17 protein-coding genes are annotated in these 21,500 nt (G+C 68.4%); all 17 read left to right on the plus strand.

Features of this window, described 5'->3' with window-relative positions; all coding sequences use genetic code 11:
* Positions 1 to 289 precede the first annotated feature (289 nt).
* The 17 genes from RKE25_RS16330 (at position 290) to RKE25_RS16410 (ending at position 21,495) form a co-directional block, all read left to right on the plus strand.
* The gene (locus tag RKE25_RS16330; protein WP_311839152.1) at positions 290 to 2,242 is read left to right on the plus strand and encodes a glycoside hydrolase family 127 protein; all 1,953 of its coding nucleotides are present in this window, start codon (positions 290 to 292) and stop codon (positions 2,240 to 2,242) included.
* 160 nt (positions 2,243 to 2,402) lie between these two features.
* Positions 2,403 to 5,297 carry a TonB-dependent receptor gene (locus tag RKE25_RS16335; protein ID WP_311839153.1) on the plus strand — a complete coding sequence of 965 codons (2,895 nt, stop codon included), beginning with the start codon at positions 2,403 to 2,405 and terminating at the stop codon, positions 5,295 to 5,297.
* Positions 5,298 to 5,579: 282 nt separating this feature from the next.
* On the plus strand, positions 5,580 to 6,683 hold the full coding sequence (locus RKE25_RS16340; RefSeq protein WP_311839154.1) for a Glu/Leu/Phe/Val dehydrogenase dimerization domain-containing protein: 1,104 nt from the start codon (positions 5,580 to 5,582) through the stop codon (positions 6,681 to 6,683).
* Positions 6,684 to 8,167: 1,484 nt separating this feature from the next.
* The gene (gene yccS, locus RKE25_RS16345) at positions 8,168 to 10,324 is read left to right on the plus strand and encodes a YccS family putative transporter (RefSeq protein ID WP_311839155.1); all 2,157 of its coding nucleotides are present in this window, start codon (positions 8,168 to 8,170) and stop codon (positions 10,322 to 10,324) included.
* A gap of 273 nt (positions 10,325 to 10,597) precedes the next feature.
* On the plus strand, positions 10,598 to 10,867 hold the full coding sequence (locus RKE25_RS16350; RefSeq protein ID WP_311839156.1) for an acyl carrier protein: 270 nt from the start codon (positions 10,598 to 10,600) through the stop codon (positions 10,865 to 10,867).
* Between the two features lie 9 nt (positions 10,868 to 10,876).
* Complete coding sequence (locus tag RKE25_RS16355) at positions 10,877 to 11,659, plus strand: glycosyltransferase family 2 protein (RefSeq protein WP_311839157.1); 783 nt, start codon at positions 10,877 to 10,879, stop codon at positions 11,657 to 11,659.
* Positions 11,647 to 12,258 (plus strand): outer membrane lipoprotein carrier protein LolA, encoded by a 612-nt coding sequence (locus RKE25_RS16360; RefSeq protein WP_311839158.1) that lies wholly within the window; start codon positions 11,647 to 11,649, stop codon positions 12,256 to 12,258. Before RKE25_RS16355 ends, RKE25_RS16360 begins: the two co-directional genes overlap by 13 nt.
* On the plus strand, positions 12,255 to 14,627 hold the full coding sequence (locus RKE25_RS16365; RefSeq protein ID WP_311839159.1) for an MMPL family transporter: 2,373 nt from the start codon (positions 12,255 to 12,257) through the stop codon (positions 14,625 to 14,627). The genes RKE25_RS16360 and RKE25_RS16365 overlap by 4 nt, the downstream gene beginning before the upstream one ends.
* Before the next feature lie 28 nt (positions 14,628 to 14,655).
* Positions 14,656 to 15,882, plus strand: a complete 1,227-nt coding sequence (locus RKE25_RS16370) for a beta-ketoacyl-ACP synthase (RefSeq protein ID WP_311839160.1) — start codon at positions 14,656 to 14,658, stop codon at positions 15,880 to 15,882.
* Complete coding sequence (locus RKE25_RS16375; protein ID WP_311839161.1) at positions 15,879 to 17,135, plus strand: beta-ketoacyl synthase N-terminal-like domain-containing protein; 1,257 nt, start codon at positions 15,879 to 15,881, stop codon at positions 17,133 to 17,135. The genes RKE25_RS16370 and RKE25_RS16375 overlap by 4 nt, the downstream gene beginning before the upstream one ends.
* Complete coding sequence (locus tag RKE25_RS16380) at positions 17,132 to 17,872, plus strand: beta-ketoacyl synthase chain length factor (RefSeq protein ID WP_311839162.1); 741 nt, start codon at positions 17,132 to 17,134, stop codon at positions 17,870 to 17,872. The genes RKE25_RS16375 and RKE25_RS16380 overlap by 4 nt, the downstream gene beginning before the upstream one ends.
* Positions 17,848 to 18,648 (plus strand): lysophospholipid acyltransferase family protein, encoded by an 801-nt coding sequence (locus tag RKE25_RS16385; RefSeq protein WP_311839163.1) that lies wholly within the window; start codon positions 17,848 to 17,850, stop codon positions 18,646 to 18,648. The genes RKE25_RS16380 and RKE25_RS16385 overlap by 25 nt, the downstream gene beginning before the upstream one ends.
* The gene (locus RKE25_RS16390) at positions 18,645 to 18,914 is read left to right on the plus strand and encodes a phosphopantetheine-binding protein (RefSeq protein WP_311839164.1); all 270 of its coding nucleotides are present in this window, start codon (positions 18,645 to 18,647) and stop codon (positions 18,912 to 18,914) included. Before RKE25_RS16385 ends, RKE25_RS16390 begins: the two co-directional genes overlap by 4 nt.
* Positions 18,902 to 19,447 (plus strand): hypothetical protein, encoded by a 546-nt coding sequence (locus tag RKE25_RS16395; RefSeq protein WP_311839165.1) that lies wholly within the window; start codon positions 18,902 to 18,904, stop codon positions 19,445 to 19,447. Before RKE25_RS16390 ends, RKE25_RS16395 begins: the two co-directional genes overlap by 13 nt.
* Entirely contained in the window at positions 19,444 to 20,049 is a 606-nt protein-coding gene (locus RKE25_RS16400) for a hypothetical protein (RefSeq protein WP_311839166.1), read from the plus strand. Before RKE25_RS16395 ends, RKE25_RS16400 begins: the two co-directional genes overlap by 4 nt.
* Positions 20,046 to 21,032 carry a glycosyl transferase gene (locus RKE25_RS16405; RefSeq protein WP_311839167.1) on the plus strand — a complete coding sequence of 329 codons (987 nt, stop codon included), beginning with the start codon at positions 20,046 to 20,048 and terminating at the stop codon, positions 21,030 to 21,032. The genes RKE25_RS16400 and RKE25_RS16405 overlap by 4 nt, the downstream gene beginning before the upstream one ends.
* Entirely contained in the window at positions 21,022 to 21,495 is a 474-nt protein-coding gene (locus RKE25_RS16410) for an acyl-CoA thioesterase (RefSeq protein ID WP_311839168.1), read from the plus strand. Before RKE25_RS16405 ends, RKE25_RS16410 begins: the two co-directional genes overlap by 11 nt.
* Positions 21,496 to 21,500: the final 5 nt, after the last annotated feature.

The raw sequence follows: 21,500 nt of genomic DNA on the forward strand, positions 1-21,500 counted from the left end.
GATCGACCCTCAGCTGCCAGGGTATGGTGATGAAGTCGCGTTTCGCTCCTTAGGGCCCCTCGCCCCCGACCCTCTCCCCAGAGGGGAGAGGGAGACAGCGTGGCTATGGCTCGTCACGATGCATACACGCGCATCGCACATCGCACGGAACCACTATGCGGAATTCCGCATGCGGGTCTTGCAAATACGACAAGACGCTCCGCACATGTGACGGCACGATGAAACCGTGCGCATCGGGGGATGCGTCGCTGATTGCCGGCCATGTGGCCGATACGAACGGGGAGAGGGCATGCCGTCTGGCTGTAGCGATCACCGCAGGCGATTCCTGAAGAACGCGGCCGTCGCGGCCGCCTCGCTCGCGGTACCACCGCGCGGTTTCGCCGATGTCGCCGATGTCGCCGATCCCGCCAAGCCCGGCCAGCACGCCGTTCGCGAACAGCCCGTGCGCCGCATGCAGGCTTTCGGCCTGGGCCAGGTGAAGCTGCTCGACAGCGACTTCTCCCGCGCGGCGGCGATCAACCAGCGCTATCTGCACACCCTTCCCGTCGACCGGCTCGCGCACAGTTTCCGCGTTCAAGCCGGATTGCCCTCCTCCGCCCGGCCGTTCGGCGGCTGGGAGAAGCCCGACTGCGAGCTGCGCGGGCATTTCACCGGCGGCCACTATCTGTCCGCCGCCGCTCTCGCGCATGCCAGCCTCGGCGATGCGCTGATGAAGCAGCGCGGCGACGAACTCGTCGCGGCACTCGCCGCATGCCAGCGTCCGAACGGCTATGTCAGCGCGTTCCCGGAAAGCTTCTTCGATCGCCTCAGCAGCGGCCAGAAGGTGTGGGCGCCGTTCTACACCATCCACAAGATCCTGGCCGGCATGCTGGACATGTACACGCTGACCGGCAACCGGCAGGCGCTGGACGTGTCCATCGGCATCGGCAACTGGACGGTGCGCTGGCTCAATGGCTTTTCCGACGCCGAGGTGGCGCACATCCTGAAGACCGAGTACGGCGGCATGAACGAGGCGCTGTACGAGCTCTATGCCATTACCGGCAACGAGCGCTACCGCGACGCGGCGCACCGGTTCGACCAGGCTTCGCTGTTCGATCCGCTGTCCGCGCATCGCGACGAGTTGCAGGGCCTGCACAGCAACACGCAGATCCCGAAGGTGCTCGGCGCCGCACGCCGCTACGAACTGACCGGCGAGCCGCGCTACCGCCGCATCGCCGAGTTCTTCTGGGAGACGGTGACGCACAACCGCACCTATGCCACCGGCGGCTCCAGCAACGACGAGTTCTGGAAGACCGGGCCTGGCGATCTCAAGGACCAGCTCGGCCTGTACAGCGCCGAATGCTGCGTGGCCTACAACCTGCTCAAGCTCACGCGCTACGTCTACGCGTGGAGCGGCGATCCGCGCGCGTTCGACTATTACGAGCGCACGCTCTACAACGCGCGCCTGGGCACGCAGGACGCGGAAGGCATGAAGCTCTACTACTACCCGCTGCAGCCCGGCGCGGCGAAGTTCTACAACTCGCCTACCGATTCGTTCTGGTGCTGCACGGGTTCCGGCGCCGAAGAATTCGCGCGCTTCAACGACAGCATTTATTTCCGCGACGGCGACGACCTGTACGTCAACCTGTTCATCGCCTCGGAGCTCGACTGGCCCGAGCGAAAGCTTCGCCTGCGCCAGGAGACCGCCTTCCCGCGCGAGCCGCTGACGCGCCTGCGCGTATCGCTGCCGGCGCCGGCTTCGTTCGCCCTGCATCTGCGTGTTCCTTCCTGGATCGCTCCCGGCGCCGGCGTGCGCGTCAACGGGGAAGCCCTGGACGTCTTCGCTTCGCCCGGCAGTTACCTGACGCTGCATCGCGCATGGCGCGATGGCGATCGCGTGGAGCTGGACCTTCCCATGCGCCTGCACAGCGAAGCGCTGCCCGGCGATGACCGCCTGCAGGCCGCGCTCTACGGGCCGCTGGTGCTCGCCGCTCGCCTGGGCAGCCAAGGGCTCACCCATGACATGCAGTACTGCGGCTACGACGCCGCGCCCAAGCCCGAACCCAAGCCTCGCCCCGCGCCGCGCGTCGCCGCGAACGCATCGGGCGGGCTGGACTGGCTGCGCACCGTATCGGCGAAAGAACTCCGCTTCGAGGCGGGCACGCGCGACGGGACGGTCGCGGTCGCTCCACTGAACGAAGTGCACGGCGAACGCTACGCCGTGTACTGGCAAATCGACTCGGACGCGCCCGGCCCCGGCTGAGCGCGTCCCGCCCGCTCGCGCGGGCCGCCAAACGCAACGACACCGCCGAAGCCCCGGCTCCGGCACGGGTTTCCGTTGCCCAGGAAAAACCATTCGCCCAAGGGAGGGCACCGTTCGCACGCCACTGTCCTGACGTCACACGCCACCCGAGGTATCGCTCATGCTCCCGACATCCGCAACGCTCCACCGTGGTTACCGAACGCCAACGCCCCGCGTGCTCAGCCACGCCGTGAAACTCGCGATGGCGACCATCCTGCTGGCCGGCGCCGGCCAGGCTTTCGCGCAGGACGCCAATACCGCCGATACCGCCAACCCGGACAAGGCCAAGAATCTCGAAGGCGTCACCGTCACCGGTTCGCGCATCCGGCGCGTGGACGTGGAGACCGCCAACCCCGTCGTGACCATCGACCGCTCGCAGATCGCCGCCACCGGCAAGGCCACCTTGGGCGACCTGGTGCAGGAATTGCCCTCGATCGCGGGCAATGCCACCAATGCCAACACCAATAACGGCGGCGGCACCGGCGCGGCGACGATCTCGCTGCGCGGAATGGGCGACAAGCGCACGCTGATCCTGGTCAACGGCATGCGCCTGGCCTACAACGACGTCAACAGCATTCCCGCCAACATGATCGACCGGGTGGAGGTGCTGAGCGACGGCGCCTCGGCGATCTACGGCTCGGACGCGATCGGCGGCGTGGTGAACTTCATTCTGCGCGACCGCTTCGACGGCGTGCAGCTGACCGGTGACTTCGCCGAAAGCAGTCGAAGCGATGGCTTTCGCCGCAACTTCACGCTCACCGGCGGCCACAGCGGCCAGCGCGGCAGCATCGTCGCCGGCATCGGTCATCAGAGTCTGGACGCGGTGTCGGCGCGGGATCGCGCGTTCTCACGCGATGCGCTCAATCTGACGGGCGGCAAGGTGATCGTGAGCGGATCTTCCGCCAACCCGGCCGGCTCGATCACGCTGCCGCGCTCGGTGGCGGGGCCGCTGGGCTGCACCTCGCGCGTCTCGCTGAATCATGGCGTCACCGGCGCCACGTCGCAGGGCGACTATCACTGCTACACCGTGACCGACACCTATAACTACCAGGGCGACAACATCCTGCAGACGCCGCAGCAGCGCGACAACTTCTTCGTGCTGGGCAAGTACAAATTCACCGATGCGATCGAGGGTTTCGCCAACGTCTATTACACGAAAACCCAATCCGACTCACAGCTCGCGCCGGTGCCGGTGTTCGCCAACGGCGACAACTTCCTGGTGTCCAAGGACAGCTACTACAACCCGTTCGGAGTGAATTTCGGCACCGACCGCGTCACGGGCGACAACTATGGAGACTTCAATACACGCTTCTCCACGCTCGGCTATCGCCGTTATGTGTACAACACCTACAACCTGCAGGTGACGCCGGGCCTGCGCGGCAACTTCGGCAACAGCTCCTGGCAATGGGATGCCGCGTTCAATTACGGCAAGGTGCGGCAGAAGTCGGTCAACAACGGCTTCCTGGATTACGCGCTGCTCCAGCAGGGCATCGGCCCCTCCTACCTGGACAGCGGCACCGGCAACGTGGTCTGCGGCACCCCGGGCAACCCTATCGCCGGCTGTACGCCGATCAACATCTTCAACGTCAACGCCCCGTCGACCATCGCCGCGCTCAAGAACATCCAGCGCAATCCGGTGACGACCACCGAGTACACGGTGAAGCAGTTCGAGGCCAACGCCAACGGCGACCTGTTCGACCTGCCGGCGGGCACGGTCAACCTTGCCACCGGTTTTTCCTACCGCAAGGAGAGCACGTCGACGCGCACGGACCCGCTGGCAGTCGCCGATCTCAACGGCCTGTGCGGCGTGGTGGAGTTCTGTACCTCCGTGCTCGCCGGCAGCTTCAATGTAAAGGAGGCTTACGCCGAAACGCTGATTCCGCTGCTGTCCGGCAAGCCGTGGGCGCAGACGCTGAACCTCACGCTGGGCACGCGCTGGTCCGACTACAGCAGCGCCGGCAAGAGCACCAACAGCAAGCTGGCGGTGGAATGGCGGCCGGTGGAAGACCTGCTGCTGCGCGGCACGGTATCGGAGGTATTTCGCGCGCCGAACATCAATGAGCTGTACTCCGGCATCGCCGGCGATTCGCCGACCGTGAACGACCCTTGCAACTTCTATGCGGGCGGGCATCCGCAGGCCTGCGCCAACGTGCCTGCCGATGGCAGCTACCAGCAGGCCAATCCGCAGATTTCCGCCAAATCCTCCGGTTCGATCGTGGCCGGCTACCAGCTCAAGCCCGAACAGGGCAAGTCCTTCGACTACGGCGTGGTGTACGACCCGCACTGGCTGCCCGGCCTGTCGCTGAGTGCCGACGTATGGCGTATCAACCTCAACGACACCATCACCGCGATCTCGGCGCAGACCGTGCTCAACCAGTGCTATGCCAACCCATCGAGTGCGTTCTGCGGCTTCATCCATCGCTTCTCCAGCGGCGACATCAACTATGTGGCCGAGCCGACCGTGAACCTGGGTGCACTGTCCACCAAGGGCGTGGACGGCAGCGTGGCCTATCGCTTCGATACGGAACGCTACGGCCGCTTCGGGCTGCGCCTCGATACCACGTACGTGGCGCGCTACGACGTCAATCCCGATCCGTCGGACCCGACCACGGTGACCATCCACAATGCCGGCCGCTACACCTATGCCTACGGCAACTTCCCGCGCTGGCGCGGCCTGGCCACGCTGAACTGGTCGCGCGGCCCGTGGAGCGCGAGCTGGCGCATCCGCTACATCGGGCGTACCGAGGTGGGCAGCGAGGACGAACGCCAGCAGCTGTCGGCGGACCTCGCCATCCCGGCCGTGGTGCGCAAGGTGGGGGCCTATGCCTACCACAGCCTGCAAGCCGGCTACGAGGTGAAGCCGTGGCACACGCGCTTCGACGTGGGCGTGGACAACGTGACCGACAAGCAGCCGCCGCTGCTGTACCAGAACAACGTGACCAACTCCAACACCGACGTGGCCACGTACGACGTGATGGGGCGTTATTACTGGCTGCGCGCCACCCTCACTTTCTGACCGCACGCTCCGTGCGTCGGTACGGCCCCCACATGCATGATCGAAGGCCCCGCCCCGGCGGGGCCTTTCGTTTCGCCGCCCGGCAGGGCCGAACGCGCCGCTTGGCCCCACATTTCCGCAGGTGCTGCGTCGCAGCAGCGACGAATCCGGGTGCGTACTAGAATATCGGACTGTGCTCATCACCCCGACCTCTGGTCGGGGTTTTGACTTTAAGGCTCGCGCACGACGCGGCCGCCGAACCACCAACGCATCCCCAACCGCGCCACCCAAAGTGGAGTTCCAATGATTTTCGAAACCATCGCCAATACGGGTCACGAAGAAGTCGTCTTCTGCCACAACAAGGACGCCGGCCTGAAGGCCATCATCGCGATCCACAACACGGTGCTGGGCCCGGCGCTCGGCGGCCTGCGCATGTGGCCGTACAAGACCGAGCAGGATGCGGTCAATGACGTGCTGCGCCTGTCGCGCGGCATGACCTACAAGAACGCCGTGGCCGGCCTCAACCTGGGCGGCGGCAAGGCGGTGATCATCGGCGATCCGTCGAAGGACAAGTCGGAGGCGCTGTTCCGCGCGTTCGGCCGCTTCGTCAACTCGCTCAACGGCCGCTACATCACGGCCGAGGACGTCGGCATCGACGTCAACGACATGGAATATGTGTTCCGCGAGACCGAATACGTGACCGGCGTGCACCAGGTGCATGGCGGCTCGGGCGACCCCTCGCCGTTCACCGCATTCGGCACCCTGCAGGGTCTGATGGCCGCGCTGCAGGTCAAGCACGGCAACGAAGACGTGGGCAAGTACAGCTACGCCGTGCAGGGCTGCGGCCACGTGGGCAGCGAGTTCATCAAGCTGCTGCGCGAACAGGGCGCCAAGGTGTTCGTCACCGACATCAACAAGGACGCGGTGCAGCGCTGCGTGGACGAACTCGGCTGCGAAGCCGTGGGCCTGGACGAGATCTACGACGTCGACGCCGACGTGTACTCGCCCTGCGCGCTGGGCGGCACGCTCAACGAGCAGACCATCGACCGCATCAAGGCGAAGATCATCTGCGGCGCCGCCAACAACCAGCTGGCCACCGATTCGATCGGCGACGAACTGACCCGCCGCGGCGTGCTGTATGCGCCGGATTACGCGGTGAACGCGGGCGGCGTAATGAACGTGTCGCTGGAGATCGACGGCTACAACCGTGAGCGCGCGATGCGCATGATGCGCACGATCTACTACAACCTGGGCCGCATCTTCGAGATTTCGAAGACGGAGAATGTGCCGACGTACAAGGCGGCGGATCGCCTGGCGGAGGAGCGCATTTCCTCGATCGGCAAGATCAAGCTGCCGCACATGGGGAATGGGGCGCCGCGGTTTGCTGGTCGCATGCGCGGGCAGTAAGTTTTCGCTGGGTTTTGTGTTGTGGGGCGCCTCCCGGATGGGGGGCGCTTTTTTTTGTGGGGCTGGCGTGTTTTCTTGGCGATTGGGGCGGCTTCCGTGACCTGCAGCGGGCATTTCGAATACTTGTCGGGATGTGAGGTTGGTGGTTTGCACTAAGCCACGGCTCGGTGATCTGGCCGCTTATGCAGCGGGCATGTCGGGCGTCTGTCCGCGTGCAGGGCTGTTCTTCGTCGTTTGCACTAAGCCACGGCTCGGTGATCTGGCCGCTTATGCAGCGGGCATGTCGGGCGTCTGTCCGCGTGCAGGGCTGTTCTTCGTCGTTTGCACTAAGCCGTGGCTCGGCAACCTGGCCGCTTATGCAGCGGGCATGTCGGACGCCTGCCGGCGCCCGAGTTACTTTCTCTTTGCTGGCCCAACCCCCTCAAGGGGGGCCTCGAGAGAAAGTAACCAAAGAGAATGGCCTGAGGTCAAAAGCTCGCGGCGGGGGTTGGCAGAGCACGTGGTGTTTTCTCCGCTGCTGGACCGCGCGACTCGAAGTGGAACTGAGGTGCGTGGAGGGGACGTCGAGGCGCCGAAGCGGAGAGGACGGGGAGCGGTGCGTCGGCTCGTGGTGTTCTGGCGATAGCACCGCACTTCTCCCTCTCCCCGCCGGGGAGAGGGCGGGGTGAGGGGACCTACGGAGCGAGGGGGTGATCGTTCCTTGTGCCTACTGTTCGTTGCTCAGAGAACTCAGCTTCTGCTGCTCCTTCGCACTTCCTCTCGCTGCAAGCTGCGCGCGGCTGCTCTTTGCTTCGACTTTTAAAGCCACGTCCGCTCTAGCCGCGTTCCCGCGAGCACCCGCCCCTCATCCCAGCCTTCTCCCCGGAGGGGAGAAGGAGAAGTGCGGTACCGAGGCGAAAACTAAACAAGAGCGAGCGAAGCGATGCTCCGTAACGCTCTTGATCTCCCGGGTTCCCTTCGCGGCGGTGAGGGCTGGACGATCAGGCCGCCACAGGCGGGCGGGGACAGGACGTCCCCGCCTTTTCGATCAGGGCAAGGATGCCCTGTCGAAAAGCCCGGCCAGCCCTCAACGCACCCGGAGGTGGCGAAGGCCACCGGAGGGCGCCGCGCAGGGTGCCCTTTCTTCTTGGTTACTTCTTCTCGAGGTCCCTCTTGAGGGGATTGGGCAAGCAAAGAAGAAGTAACTCGCTCTCCGGCAGGAGAGCGAAACCCTCGCCCCGCGAGGGGCGAGACAAGGCTGGCCATAAGGCGACAACCGAGCGCTGTCGCCCCTGGGTTTCGGCCTGCGCCGGAATAACGAGTAGGTAAGGGCGAGGCGACCCTTAGCGCCCGTTGGGGTCCGCAGGCTCACCCAACCTACGCCGCTGCGTGCCCCCCGCTGCCCGCACCGAAATGCCAAACAAACGAGAGTCCATCAGCCCCGCAGGGATCCCGAAACGCTTCCCCGCACACAACAAGCGCCCCCACGTCATATCCTTCCCAACGTGACCCCAACACCCCCACCCGCATCCCTCCAACTCTGGCGCCGCCTCCGCGGCTCCGACCGCTACGCCGAATGCCTGCGCGTCCTGCTCGGACTGGGCGGTGTCGCCCTCTACTGCCTCGCCCAGAACCGCTTCGCCGACGCCATCCCTGCCCTGCTCGGCGTCATCGCCTGCGCCCTTGCGGAAACCGAAGACCATTGGCGCAGCCGCCTGGGCACTCTCCTGGTGACGCTCGCCTGCTTCGCCATCGCCGCTTCGTCCGTGCAGGTGCTGATGCCGCATCCCGTGCTGTTCGCGGTCGGCCTGCCACTGGCGACGTTCGCGCTGGTCATGCTCGGCGCGGTCAGTCATCGCTACGCCACCATCGCCGGCTCCACGCTGCTGCTGTCGGTCTACACGATGATCGGCTCGGAAGCGGTGACGCACAGCGGGACACTGCGCGAGCCCGCGCTGCTGCTGGCGGGCGCGGCCTGGTACGGCGTGCTGTCGCTGCTGTGGAGCGCGCTGTCGCCGCAGCAGGCGGTGCGCCATGCCTTGGCACGTACGTTTGAGGCACTGGCCGGCTATCTCGACGGCAAGGCCGCGTTGTTCGCGCCGCTGCCCGGCGTGGATCGGGAGGCCCTGCAGCTGGACCTGGCCAGGCGCAACGAGAAAGTGGTGCAGGCGCTCAACGAGACGCGGCTGATCCTGATCGATCGCATCGGACCGCGCCGTCCGCGCGGCCCCACGGCGGAACGGCTGAAGCTCTACTTTGCAGCCCAGGACATCCACGAGCGCATCAGTTCCTCGCACCACCCCTATGACGCGCTGGCCGAGGCGTTCTTCCACAGCGACGTGCTGTTCCGCTGCGAACACATGCTCAGGCGCCATGCCGCACTATGTCGGCAGCGCGCGGAAACGTTGCGCCTGCGCATGCCGCCGCAGGCCGCGGACGATGCACGCGCCGCGCTCGACGACGTGCGCGATGCGGTGGCGTTCCTGCACGCGCAGGCCGCACCGCCGCCGTCGCACCTGCTGCGCTCGCTCGATGCGCTCCTGCGCAACATGGAGGCGATCCAGTCGCTGCTGGAACGGGAGAAGCCGTCCGCGGGCCCGCGTCTCGGCGACGAAAGCGCCCTGCAGGACCCGGGGCCGGCCACCGTCGGCGAGGCCTGGGAGCGCATCCGCATCCAGTTCACGCCGGGCTCGTTCCGCTTTCGCCATGCGCTACGCCTGGCCCTGGCGCTGCTGGCCGGCTACGGCGTGCTGCGCGTGGTGCATCCGCAGAACGGGTACTGGATCCTGCTGACTACGCTGCTGGTCTGCCAACCGAGCTACGGCGCGACGCGGCGGCGGCTGCTCCAGCGCATGGCCGGCACGCTTGCGGGCCTGGTCGCGGGCTGGGCGGCGTTGCGCCTGCTGCCGTTCGGACCGGCGCAGGTGCCACTGCTGATCGTGGCCGGCGTGGTGTTCTTCGCCGCGCGCCAGCGCCGCTATACCTTGGCCACGGCGGCGATCACGCTGTTCGTGGTGCTGTGCTTCAACCAGGTGGGCAACGGCTACGAGGTGATGTGGCCGCGTCTGCTCGACACGTTCATCGGGGTGGGCATCGCCGCGCTGGCGATCCACTTCGTACTGCCGGATTGGCAGGGGCGGCGGCTCGGTCTGGTGCTCGCGGACACGGTGCGCTGCGAGGCGCGCTATCTGGCCGGGATCCTGGAGCAGTACGCGCACGGCCGGCGCGACGACCTTCCCTATCGCATCGCGCGGCGCGATGCGCACAACGCGGATGCCAATCTCAGCGGCGTGCTGTCCAACATGCTGCGCGAGCCGGGGCGGCACCGCCAGGGCAGCGAAACGCTGCTGCGGTTCCTGGGCGCGGCGCACGGCCTGCTCGGGCATCTCTCGGCGCTGGGCGCGAACCGGCAGACCCTGGCCGATGGCCCGGCCCGCGAGACGGCGCTGCGGACCGGCGCACAGGTGGTCAGCTCGCTGGAACGGCTGGCCGACGAGCTGGCGGCCGAAGGCGAACCGGCCGCATCCGACGCACCCGCCGGCGCGGAATCCGGAGAAGCTTGCGGCGACGAGGCAACGCGGCTGGTGCTGAGCCAGCTGTCGTTGATTCTGGCGCAGCGCGACCGGCTGGCTGCATTGGCGCGGGAGCTGCGGACCGCCTGAACGGCAGGCAGGACTTCCGGGGGTGATCCCCTGGAGGGCGATTCTGGTAGCATAAGTTCTTTTGGAACAAGCGGTAGGCCTCGCCTGACCGGCAGGCAGTTTCAAGGGGACCCGCCTCGCGGGTGGTCGATTCAACGAAAAGCAGATCACGGCTACGTCTGACCAGGACGCCGTCGCGAACCCGCGCTTGTCCGCGGCGGGGCCGGCGGGTCCTTGGGATCGCACGACGCGACAGGGAACGTACCGGGCGCGTACAGAAACAGGGACTCTTCTATGAGCACGATCATGGCCAGCGGCATCAGCGACGAGGACATCCTTGCCCGCCTGCGGCAGGTGCTGCTCGATACCTTCGAGATCGAGCCGGCCCGCGTCACGCCGGCCGCGCATCTGTTCACCGACCTGGAGCTGGACAGTATCGACGCCGTCGACCTGGCCATCCACGTCCAGGACATGACCGGCACCCGCATCAAGCCCGAGGACTTCAAGAGCGTGCGCACCGTGGGCGACGTGGTCGCCACGGTGAAGTCGCTGCTCGAGCGCTGAGCGCATTCCATGCACGCCCGTCCCGGCGCCGCCGAGGCGTTCTCGCCCTGCGCGGTGATTCCCATCTACAACCACAAGGACACCATCGCGGCCACCGTGAGGGCGTTGCGTGCGCACGGCCTGCCCGTGCTGGTGGTGGATGACGGCAGCGATGCGGCCACCCGGGCGGTGCTGGACGCGCTCGCCGCGGAGCAAGGCATCCGCCTCCTGCGCCTGCCGGAGAACCAGGGCAAGGGGCGCGCGCTTACTGCCGGCCTGGTCGCCGCGCACGAAGCCGGCCATACGCATGCGCTGCAGATCGACGCCGACGGCCAGCACGACGTGGCCGACGTGCCGCGCTTCCTGGCCGAGGCCCAGGCCGACCCGCGCGCGATGGTGTGCGGCAAACCGGTATACGACGACAGCGTGCCGCGCGCGCGGCTGTACGGCCGCTATGTCACCCACTTCTTCGTATGGGTGGAAACGCTGTCGCTGGACATCCAGGATTCGATGTGCGGCTACCGCCTCTACCCGCTGGCGCCCACCCGCGCGGAAATCGCGCGCAAGCCGCTGCCGGCGCGGATGGATTTCGACACCGAGATCGCCGTGCGCCTGTACTGGCGCGGCGTGCCCGTGCGCAACCTGCCCACGCGGGTGATCTATCCGGAGAACGGCCTGTCGCATTTCCGCATGTGGCGCGACAACCTGCGTATCTCGGCCATGCACACCCGCCTGCTGCTGGGCATGCTGCCGCGCATCCCGCTGCTGTTGTGGCGCCGGCTGCGCCGCGAGGAAGCACCATGCGCCGCCTGATCGCCGTCCTGCTGGGTTGGTGCGCGGCCCTGGTCGCGCACGCCCAGTCGCCCGACCTGCTGCGCCAGGTGCTCGACGAACTGAGCACCCACGCTGCCGTGCGCGCCGACTTCACGCAGACGCGCGAGAACCCCGCGCTGGCGCAGCCGCAGACCAGTACCGGCAAGCTCTTGTTCGTGCTCGGCCGCGGCATGCTGTGGCAGATCGAAGCCCCCTATCGCGAAACCCTGGCCCTGGCCGGCGAGCGGACCGCGCGCGTCGGCGACGATGGCCGGCCGCAAGCGGCGCGCGGCGACCGCGGCGTGGCCCAGGTCTCGCAGATGCTGCAGGGCATGCTCTCCGGCAAGCCGGACGAAGCGCTGCGCCAGTTCGACGTCCGCGCCGAAGGCAGCCGTGCGCAGTGGACGCTGCACTTCACGCCGCGGCAGGCGCGCATGGCGCGCGTGCTCCGCCGCATCGAACTGCGCGGCGGCGAGTACCTGGAAGGCATTGCGGTGGAGCTGGAGAGCGGCGAGAGCACGCGCATCCAGTTCGCCGACACGCGCGAGGCCGGCCCGCTCAGCCCGCTGGAGAAGCGTGCCCTGGGCATGCCGCCATGACTGCGTCTTCCCCGCCGCCTCGCCTGGCCGGCACGGCCGCTTTTGTCGTAGCCGTGCTGTCGGTGATCCTGCTGGGCGGCTGGCTGCTGTTCGGCCGCGGGGAATCCCCGATCCAGACCGATCTGCTGGCGCTGCTGCCGGCGACCGAGCGCCAGCCGCTGGCCGAGGACGCGGTGGAACGCCTGGCGCATGCCAGCGGCGACCGCATGGTGCTGTTGGTGGAACACGCGGACGACGCCGTCGCAAAGCAGGCGGCCCGCGACCTCGGCCGCCGCCTCGCCGCTGAGCGCGTCTTCGCGAACGTCACCGCCGAGCTGCCGCCGTTCGATCTGCGCGAATTAGTCGCGCCGTACCTGGCCCATCGCTTTCATCTGCTGAGCGATGCCGACCGCGAGTCACTCGCCCGGGCCGATACCGATCCCGCGCAGGCGTTGGCGCGCCGGCTCAACGAACCGTTCCTGGCGGGCGTCGGCACGGACTTGCGCGACGATCCGTTCGGCTGGCTGCAGCACTGGCTCGACCAGCAGCCATGGAACCGCTCGCCGCTGCTGCCGGAAGACGACCTGCTCACCGCGCATCAGGACGGACGCACCTACGTGATGGTGATCGCCACCCTGCGCGGCTCAGCCTACGACGATCGCGTGCAGCGCCAGGCGCTCGCTGCGCTGGCGAGGGCGGAATCGGCGACGGTGCAAACGCATCCCGGCACCGCACTGCTGCGCACCGGCGCCGTATTCCATGCGGCCGCAGCCCGCACGAGTGCGGAACGCGACGTACACGTGGTCGGCCTGGCTTCCACGCTGGGCATTGCGCTGCTGCTGGTGTGGACCTACCGTTCGCCGCGGCCGCTGCTGCTCGCCTTCCTGTCCACCGCGATCGGGGTGGCCTGTGCGCTCACCGTCACCCTGCTGGTGTTCGGGCGCATCCATCTGCTCACCCTGGTATTCGGCGCGGCGCTGCTGGGCGAAGCTGTCGACTACTCGATCCAGTACCTGTGCGCGCGCGCCAATGCCGGGCCGGCCTGGGAGCCGGCGCGCGGCTTGCGCCAGGTGCGGCCGGCGCTGCTGCTGGCGCTCGCGACCTCGCTGCTGGGCTATGCCCTGCTCGGCCTGGTGCCGTTCCCGGCACTGCGGCAGATGGCCTGCTTCGCCATGGCCGGCATGAGCGCCGCCTGCCTCAGCGTGTTCCTGCTCCTGCCGGCGCTGCTGCGGCGTCCCGCGCGGCGGCCGCTCGCGCTGTCGCTGGTGTGGATCGCACGCCGCCTGCAGCATGGCGCCGGACAGCTGGGACACGGCCGCACCGCCGTGGCGGCCTTCGCGCTGGCGCTCGCCTTCGCGCTGCCCGGCTGGTGGCGGTTGTCCCACGACGACGACATCCGCCTGCTGATCGCGCCGCCGACCGAACTCACGCGGCAAGAAGCGCGCATCGCGCAGATCGCCGGCGTCGGCGGCGGCGGCCAGTTCTTCCTGGTCGAGGGTGACAGCGCGGAACAGGTCCTGCAGCGCGGCGAGGCGCTGGAAGCGCGGCTGCGGTCGCTCGCCGCGGCGGGCAAGCTCGATGGCTGGCTCGGCATGGCCGCCATGCTGCCGTCGCTGCAGCGTCAGCAGACTGACCATGCCGCGTTGGCGCCATTGTTCGCCGACCGCGCGGCACTGCTCGCGCTGATGACGCAGGCGGGACTGCGCGCCGAGGCGGCCGAAGCCTATCTCGATGCGTGGCCCGGTCGCCCGCTCGATGTCGCCGAATGGCTGAAGCTGCCCGCCAGCAGGCCGTACCGCTATCTGTGGATGGACGAAGGCGCGCGCGGCCTGGCGTCCATCGTGCTGCCGCAAGGCGCGTTCGATGCTGTCGCACTGCGCGCCGCCGCGGAAGGACTGCCGGGCGTGTCCTTCGTGGACAAGCCAACCAGCATCTCCGCCCTGTTCGGCCGCTATCGCGAGTACGCCAGCCTGTGGCTCGCCGCCGCCACGGCGGCGGTGGCCGCGGCCTTCGCCTGGCGCTATCGCCGCGCGGCACCGCGCGTGCTGGTGCCGCCGCTGCTCGGCATCGGGCTGACCCTGGCCGCACTCGGCTGGCTGGACCAGCCGCTGACGCTGTTCCACTGGATGGCGCTGATGCTGGTGCTCGGCGTCGGCGCCAACTATGCCGTATTCCTGCATGAGGGCGAGCCGCACGCGGCGCACGTGCCGGGCGCGGCCTATGCGGGCGTGCTGCTGTCGGCAGTCACCGCCCTGCTTTCCTTCGGCCTGCTGGCGCTGAGCTCGATGCCGGCGCTGCGGCATTTCGGCATCACCCTGTTGCTGGGCATCGGCTTCACCGCGCTGGCGGTGCCGGTGGTCCGGCCTGTTCGCGAGTACGTACCGGCATGAACCGCTCTTTTTCTCAGCGAGGCGCCCGATGAAGCGCGTCGTGATCACCGGCATCGGCGGCGTCACGCCGCTGGGCCACGATTGGGCCGCGATTTCGTCGCGCCTGCGCGCCTACCGCAATGCAGTGCGCTACATGCCGGAGTGGGACTACTTCGATGCGCTCAACGGCCGGCTCGGTTGCCCCGTCGACGATTTCGAACTGCCCGGCTGGCCGCGCAAGCAGGTGCGCTCGATGGGCCGCGTAGCGCAACTGGCGGTGGCCGCCAGCGAGCGAGCGCTGCGCGACGCGGGGCTGGAGGGTAACGCGCTCATCCGCGACGGCCGCATGGGCGTGGCTTACGGCTCCTCCGGCGGCAGCGTCGAGCCGATCGGCGCCATGGGCCACATGCTCAACACCGGCTCCATGCAGGGCGTGACCGCCACCAGCTACATCCAGATGATGGCGCACACCACCGCGGTGAACGTCGGCGTGTTCTTCGGCCTGAAGGGCCGCATCGTGCCCACTTCCAGCGCCTGCACTTCCGGCAGCCAGGCGATCGGCTACGGCTACGAGGCGATCCAGCAGGGTAAGCAGACGCTGATGCTGTGCGGTGGCGCGGAGGAACTCTCCGGGCCCGGCGCGGCCGTGTTCGACACGCTGTTCGCCACCAGCACGCGCAACGATGCCGCGCAGCTGACGCCGCGCCCGTTCGATCGCAAGCGCGACGGTCTGGTGGTCGGCGAGGGCGCGGTGACGCTCGTGCTGGAGGAATACGAGCACGCCAAGGCACGCGGCGCGCGCATCTATGCGGAGATCGTCGGCTTCGGCTGCAATTCCGACGGCGCGCACATCACCCAGCCGACGCGCGAGACCATGGCCGTGGCCATGCGCATGGCCCTGGACGACGCCGGCCTGGCGCCGGAGGCGATCGGCTACGTCAGCGCGCACGGCACCGCTACCGACCGTGGCGACGTGGCCGAGAGCCACGCCACTGCCAGCGTGCTGGGCGAGCGTGTGCCGGTCAGTTCGATGAAGAGCTACGTGGGCCACACGCTCGGTGCCTGCGGCGCGCTGGAGTCGTGGTGGGCGATCGAGATGATGCGCGAGCGCTGGTTCGCGCCGACGATCAACCTCGACGAGGTCGATCCCGAATGCGCGGCGCTGGATTACGTCGTCGGCGAAGGCCGCACGATCGACACCGCGTATGTCATGAACAACAATTTCGCGTTCGGCGGCATCAATACCTCCCTCATCTTCAAGGCCGTGCACGCATGAGCGCCGTACCGGCCCGCGCCTCCCTGCCCCGCGTCGTGGTGACCGGCATGGGCGCGGTGTCCTGCGCGGGTGCCGGCGTTTCCTCGCTGCGCGCCGCGCTGCGCGAAGGCCGCGGCGGCATCCGCCACATGGAGCGCCTGGCCGCGCTGGGCATGCGCTGCCAGGTTGGCGGGCCGGTGGACGAAAGCGTGCTGGACGAGCCGTCGCGCAAGCTGCGCCGCTTCCTGCCGGCCAATGCGCTCTACGGTTGGCATGCCATGCGCGAAGCGATCGCGCAGGCGGGCCTCGACGAGACAAGACTGCGCTCGCCGCGCTGCGGCCTCGTGCTGGGCGGCGGTGCCGCACTGAGCGAACACGAGGCGGCGCTGGACAGTTTTCGCACGCGCGGCATCGCCAAGCTGTCACCGTTCATCGTGCCGCGCGGGATGAGCAGCGCGCTGGCCGCGAGCCTCGCGCATGCCTTCGACATCGGCGGGCGCAGCCATGTCGTCAGTTCGGCCTGCACCAGCGGCGCGCTCGCGATCGGCCAGGCGATGGAATTGATCCAGCTCGGCCGCCAGGATGTGGTGCTCTGCGGCGGCAGCGAAGAACTGCACGACACCACCGCGCTGTGGTTCGAGGCAATGGGCGCGCTATCGGTCAACAGCAACGAGGATCCGGCCGCCGCCTCGCGCCCTTATGACATCGACCGCGACGGCATCGTGCTCGCCGCTGGCGCGGGCGTGCTGGTACTGGAATCGCTGGAGCATGCCCAGGCGCGCGGTGCCGCGATCCTGGCCGAGCTCGGCGGTTATGGTGCGGCCACCGATCCGGCCAGCATGGTCGGCCCCGGCGCCGAGGGCATCGCGCGCGCCATGCGCGAGGCGATGGACGACGCGGGCACGCTGCCGGACTACATCAACACGCACGCCTGTTCCACCCCGCAGGGCGATCTCGCCGAGTGGGAGGCGATCGCCGCGGTGTTCGCCGAGCGCGGCGCAACGGTGCCGCCGCTGTCGTCGATCAAAGGCCTGATCGGCCACGCGCCCGGCGCCGCCGGCGCGCTGGACGCGATCGCCGGCCTGCTGATGCTGCGCGAAGGTTTTCTCGCGCCCGGCACGCGCATCGCCGCGCCGGACCCGGCCTTCGCCGGCGCCCCGCTGGTTCGTTCGATCGAGGAGCGCCGGATCGGCAGCGTGCTGTCCAACAGCTTCGGCTTCGGCGGAAGCTGTGCTTCGCTGCTGTTCCGTTCCTTCGAAGGAGCGCGCGCATGATCGCGCTGCGTATCGCCGCATGGCGCGCGTGGGCGCCTTCGCTGACCGACGAGGCGGCCTGGCAGGCCTGGGCGCGCGAGCCGTGGGCGCCGGCGGACCAGGGCGAGCAGCCCGACTGCGCCTTCCTGCCGCCGATGCAGCGGCGCCGGCTGAGCCGGATGGCGCGCATGGCGCTGGAAACGGCCTGGCCGCTCTGCGACGACGACGAACAGCTGCCGCTGGTGTTCGCCTCGCGCCACGGCGAAACCCAGCGCACCTATGCCTTGCTCGGCGACGTGGCGGACGGCCAGCCGTTGTCGCCGACGTCATTCGGCCTGTCGGTGCACAACGCCATCGCGGGACAATGGTCGATCCTGCGCGGCCAGCGTGGCGAGGCCAGCGCGATCGCCGGCGAGGCCGACACGTTCGAGCACGCCATGCTGGAAGCGGCGACGCTGCTCGACGGCGGCGCGTCCGCCGTCTTGGTGGTGCTGGCGGAGGAGCGCCCACCCGCCGCCTACGATGACTGGATCGATGATGTGCCGTTCTCTTACGCGGTGGCTTTGCGCATCGGCCCCGCCGATGTGCAGGACAGCACGCCGAACGGAACCGCCTGGACGCTGCAGCTTGACCGCAACACGGACGACGCGCCGGCGGCATGGCCGCACGCGCTCTCCTTCCTGCGCGCGCTGTATGCGCGCGCCCCGCTTACTCACGCCTGGAAACGACGCCGATGGATCTGGCAGCCGATGCCCTGACGACACGCGCCCGGCGACGGGACCGGTATGGGTGGCGCCTGGTCGCCACGGGTCTGAGCTTCCTGCTGTTCGGGCTGGGCGGACTGGCGCTGCGGCTGCTCTGGTTCCCGCTGCTGTCGCTGCTGCCGGGCGGCCGGCTGGCCCGGCGGCGCCGCGTGCGTGCCGCGATCCGCCGCGCCTTCCATTGGCACGTGTGGTTCATGCGCCGCAGCGGCGTGCTGACCTTCCAGGTCGAAGGCGGCGAGCGGCTGGGCCGGCCCGGGCAGATGGTGATCGCCAACCATCCTTCGCTGATCGACGTGGTGTTCCTCGGCTCGCTGATGCGCGACGCCAACTGCGTGGTGAAGCAGAGCCTGTGGCGCAACCCCTGCATGCGCGGGCCGATCCGCGCGGCGGAGTACATCAGTAACAGCGGCAGTCCCGAGATGCTGGAGGAGGCGGCCGCGGTGCTGCGCGAAGGCCAGACGCTGATCGTCTTTCCCGAGGGGACGCGCACCGCGCCGGGTGCGGCGCCGGTGTTTCACCGCGGCGCCGCGGCCATTGCGCTGCGCGGCGCGCGCACCATCACTCCGGTGTTCATCACCGTGCGCCCTACCACGCTGACCAAGGCCGAGCCCTGGTACCGCATTCCCGATCGCCGCGTGCACGTGCGCCTGCGCGTGGGCGAGGACATCGATCCGGCCGCATTCAATGCCGCCGCGCCCCTGCCGATAGCCTCGCGTCGGCTCAACGAGCAACTGCACTGCCTCTATCTCAAGGAACTTGCATCGCCATGAATGCACTGCAACAGGACATTGCCCAGCTGATCATCGATACCCTGAGCCTGGAGGACATGCAGGCCAGCGACATTCCGCCGGAGAAACCGCTGTTCGGCCAGGGCCTGGGCCTGGACTCGGTGGATGCGCTGGAACTGGCGCTGGCGCTGCAAAAGCGCTACGACATCCAGATCGCCTCCGACTCGCGCGATGCCCGCCGGCATTTCGAGACGGTGGCGAGCCTCGCCGCCTTCGTCGAATCCCAACGGGCCTCATGCGCAAACTGAGTTCCATCCTGCTGCCGGTCATCGGCCTGCTCTATCCCTTCTTCGTGTATTTCGGGATGGAGCACGTCTCCACGCCGGTGTTCGCGCTGATCCTGGGCGCCGTGTGGCTGATCCGCGCGCCGGCGCTGCTGCGCCAGCCCGGCGGGCACTGGATGCTGGGCGCGGCGCTGGCCTATTGCGTGCTGCTGGCCTTCAGCGGCGAAGCGCTGATGCTGCGCTGGTATCCGGCCCTGATCAGCGCGCTGCTGCTGTTCGTGTTCGGCATCAGCCTGAAGTACGGGCCGCCGATGGTGGAACGCATCGCGCGCGTGCGCGAGCCGGACCTGCCGCCCGAAGCCATCCCCTACACGCGCAAGGTGACCTGGGTGTGGGTGGGCTTCTTCGTGTTCAACGGCCTGATGTCCACCGCCCTCACCCTGTGGGCGCCGTTGAGTTGGTGGACGCTGTACAACGGTTTCATCGCCTATCTGCTGATGGGCGCGCTGTTCGGCGGCGAGTGGCTGCTGCGCCGCCGGCTGAGGAAGCCCGCGTGAATCGCTGGCGCGCCTGCGCCGACCAGCTCGCCGCGCACCCCTGGGTGGCGCGCGCGGCGGCGTGCGCTGATGGCGCGGTCGTGCTGCCCGCAGCCGCGGGTGTCGAGGCGCTGCGTCTGCGCGGAAGGCAGGCGCTGGTCGACGCATGGCAGGACTGGCTGGCGGAACGGGGTACACCAGCGCCGATCGCTTGGCGGTTGTGCGACGCATGGGACATCGATGCGGAATCCGCGCTGCGCCAGCCGCTTCCGTCGGAGGCCGTCGTCGAGAGCGAACATGCCGGCGCGGACGGCTCGCACGAACTGTCGCTGCGGCTGCCGCTGGACCTGGCTTGCTTCGCCGACCACTTTCCCGCGTTGCCGGTGTTGCCCGGCGTGCTGCAATTGCAGTGGGCCTTAGCCTTCGGCACGGCCCGGCTCGGCACGCCGCCTGCGTGCCGGCGCATGGAAATGCTGAAGTTCCAGAACGTGCTGCGCCCCGGCGACCGCCCCGTGCTGCGCCTACGGCACGACGCGGCTGCGCGGCGCCTGCATTTCGCCTATCGGCTCGGCGCGACGGATGCGTCGTCCGGCCGTTTCGCCTGGGAAGAGGACGTCGCATGACCGACGACGTCGCCATGAGCGCGGCCGAGAACGGCGCGCGCCATTGGGCCGAACAGAAGGAGCGCGGGAGCTTCCTGCTGATGAAATTCACCGCGCTGGCGGCGCGCCGGCTCGGACGCCGCGCGCTCGCGCCGCTGCTGCATGTGATCGTGGGGTACTTCTTCCTTTCCAGCGCCCGCGCGCGTCGGGCGGTGCGCGAATACCAGGAGCGCCTGGCGAGCTGGAGCGGACGGGCGGAACTGCGCCCGCGCACCCGCCGCGTGTTCGGCCAGTACATGGCCTTCGCCGAATGCCTGCTCGACCGCCTGGATGTCTGGAACGGCAAGCTGCGGTTGGAGCAAGTGGAGCTGCACGATCCGCACGGCGTGCGCGACAAGCTGCTGGCGGGACGCCAGGGCGTGCGCGGGCAGATTCTGGTGTGCACGCACCTGGGCAATCTGGACGTCTCGCGCGCGATGGCCGAGCTGGGCGACCAGGTGCCGCTCAACGTGCTGGTGCACAACCGCCATGTGGCGCGCTTCAACCGCTTGCTGGGCGAAGCCGGCGAACAGCGGCTGCGCCTGATCCAGGTGAGCGAACTGGATGCCGCGCTGATGATGGATCTCTCGCAGCGACTGGAGCGCGGCGAGTGGCTGGCCATCGCCGGCGACCGCGTGCCGCTGCACGGCGAGCGCTGCGTAGCGGTGGATTTCCTCGGCCACCCCGCGCCGTTCCCGCAAGGCCCCTGGTTGATGGCCGGGTTGCTGCGCTGTCCGGTCAACCTGATCTGCTGCATCAAGGTCGGGGGACGCTACCGCATCCACCTTGAGCCCTACGTGGAGCACACGGACTGGCCGCGCGGCCAGCGCGACGAGGCCATCCGCGCGTGGGTGCAGGGCTATGCCGACTGGCTGGGCCGGCGCTGCCTGGAGGCGCCGCAGCAATGGTTCAACTTCTATCCGTACTGGCGTATGCCGGACAGGGAGACCCGCGATGCGTGCTAAAGGCGTGTTGAGCGTCCACACTGACGTGCTGGTACCGTTCTTCGATGTCGATTCGATGGACGTGGTCTGGCATGGGCACTACGTGAAGTATCTCGAAGTCGCGCGCTGTGCGCTGCTCAGCGACATCGGTCACGACTACGTGCAGATGAAGGCCGCCGGCTACGTGTGGCCGGTGATCGACCTGCAATTGCGCTACGTGCGTCCGGCGCGCTTCGGCCAGCGCCTGGTGGTGACCGCCGAGCTGGTCGAATGGCACAACCGCCTGAAGGTGCATTACCTGATCCGCGACGCCGAAACCGGCGAGCGCATGACCCGCGGTGTCACGGTGCAAGTCGCCGTGACGCTCGCCGGCGAGATGCAGCTGCTGTCGCCGCGCGTGTTCACCGATGCGGTGGAGCGTCGCCTGGCGCGCACCGTCCCTGCCACTCTGCCGGCGGCGGAAGCCGTCGAGACCGTTGCCTGACATGG

The sequence above is a fragment of the Dyella sp. BiH032 genome, from assembly GCF_031954525.1.
Classification (GTDB): domain Bacteria; phylum Pseudomonadota; class Gammaproteobacteria; order Xanthomonadales; family Rhodanobacteraceae; genus Dyella_D.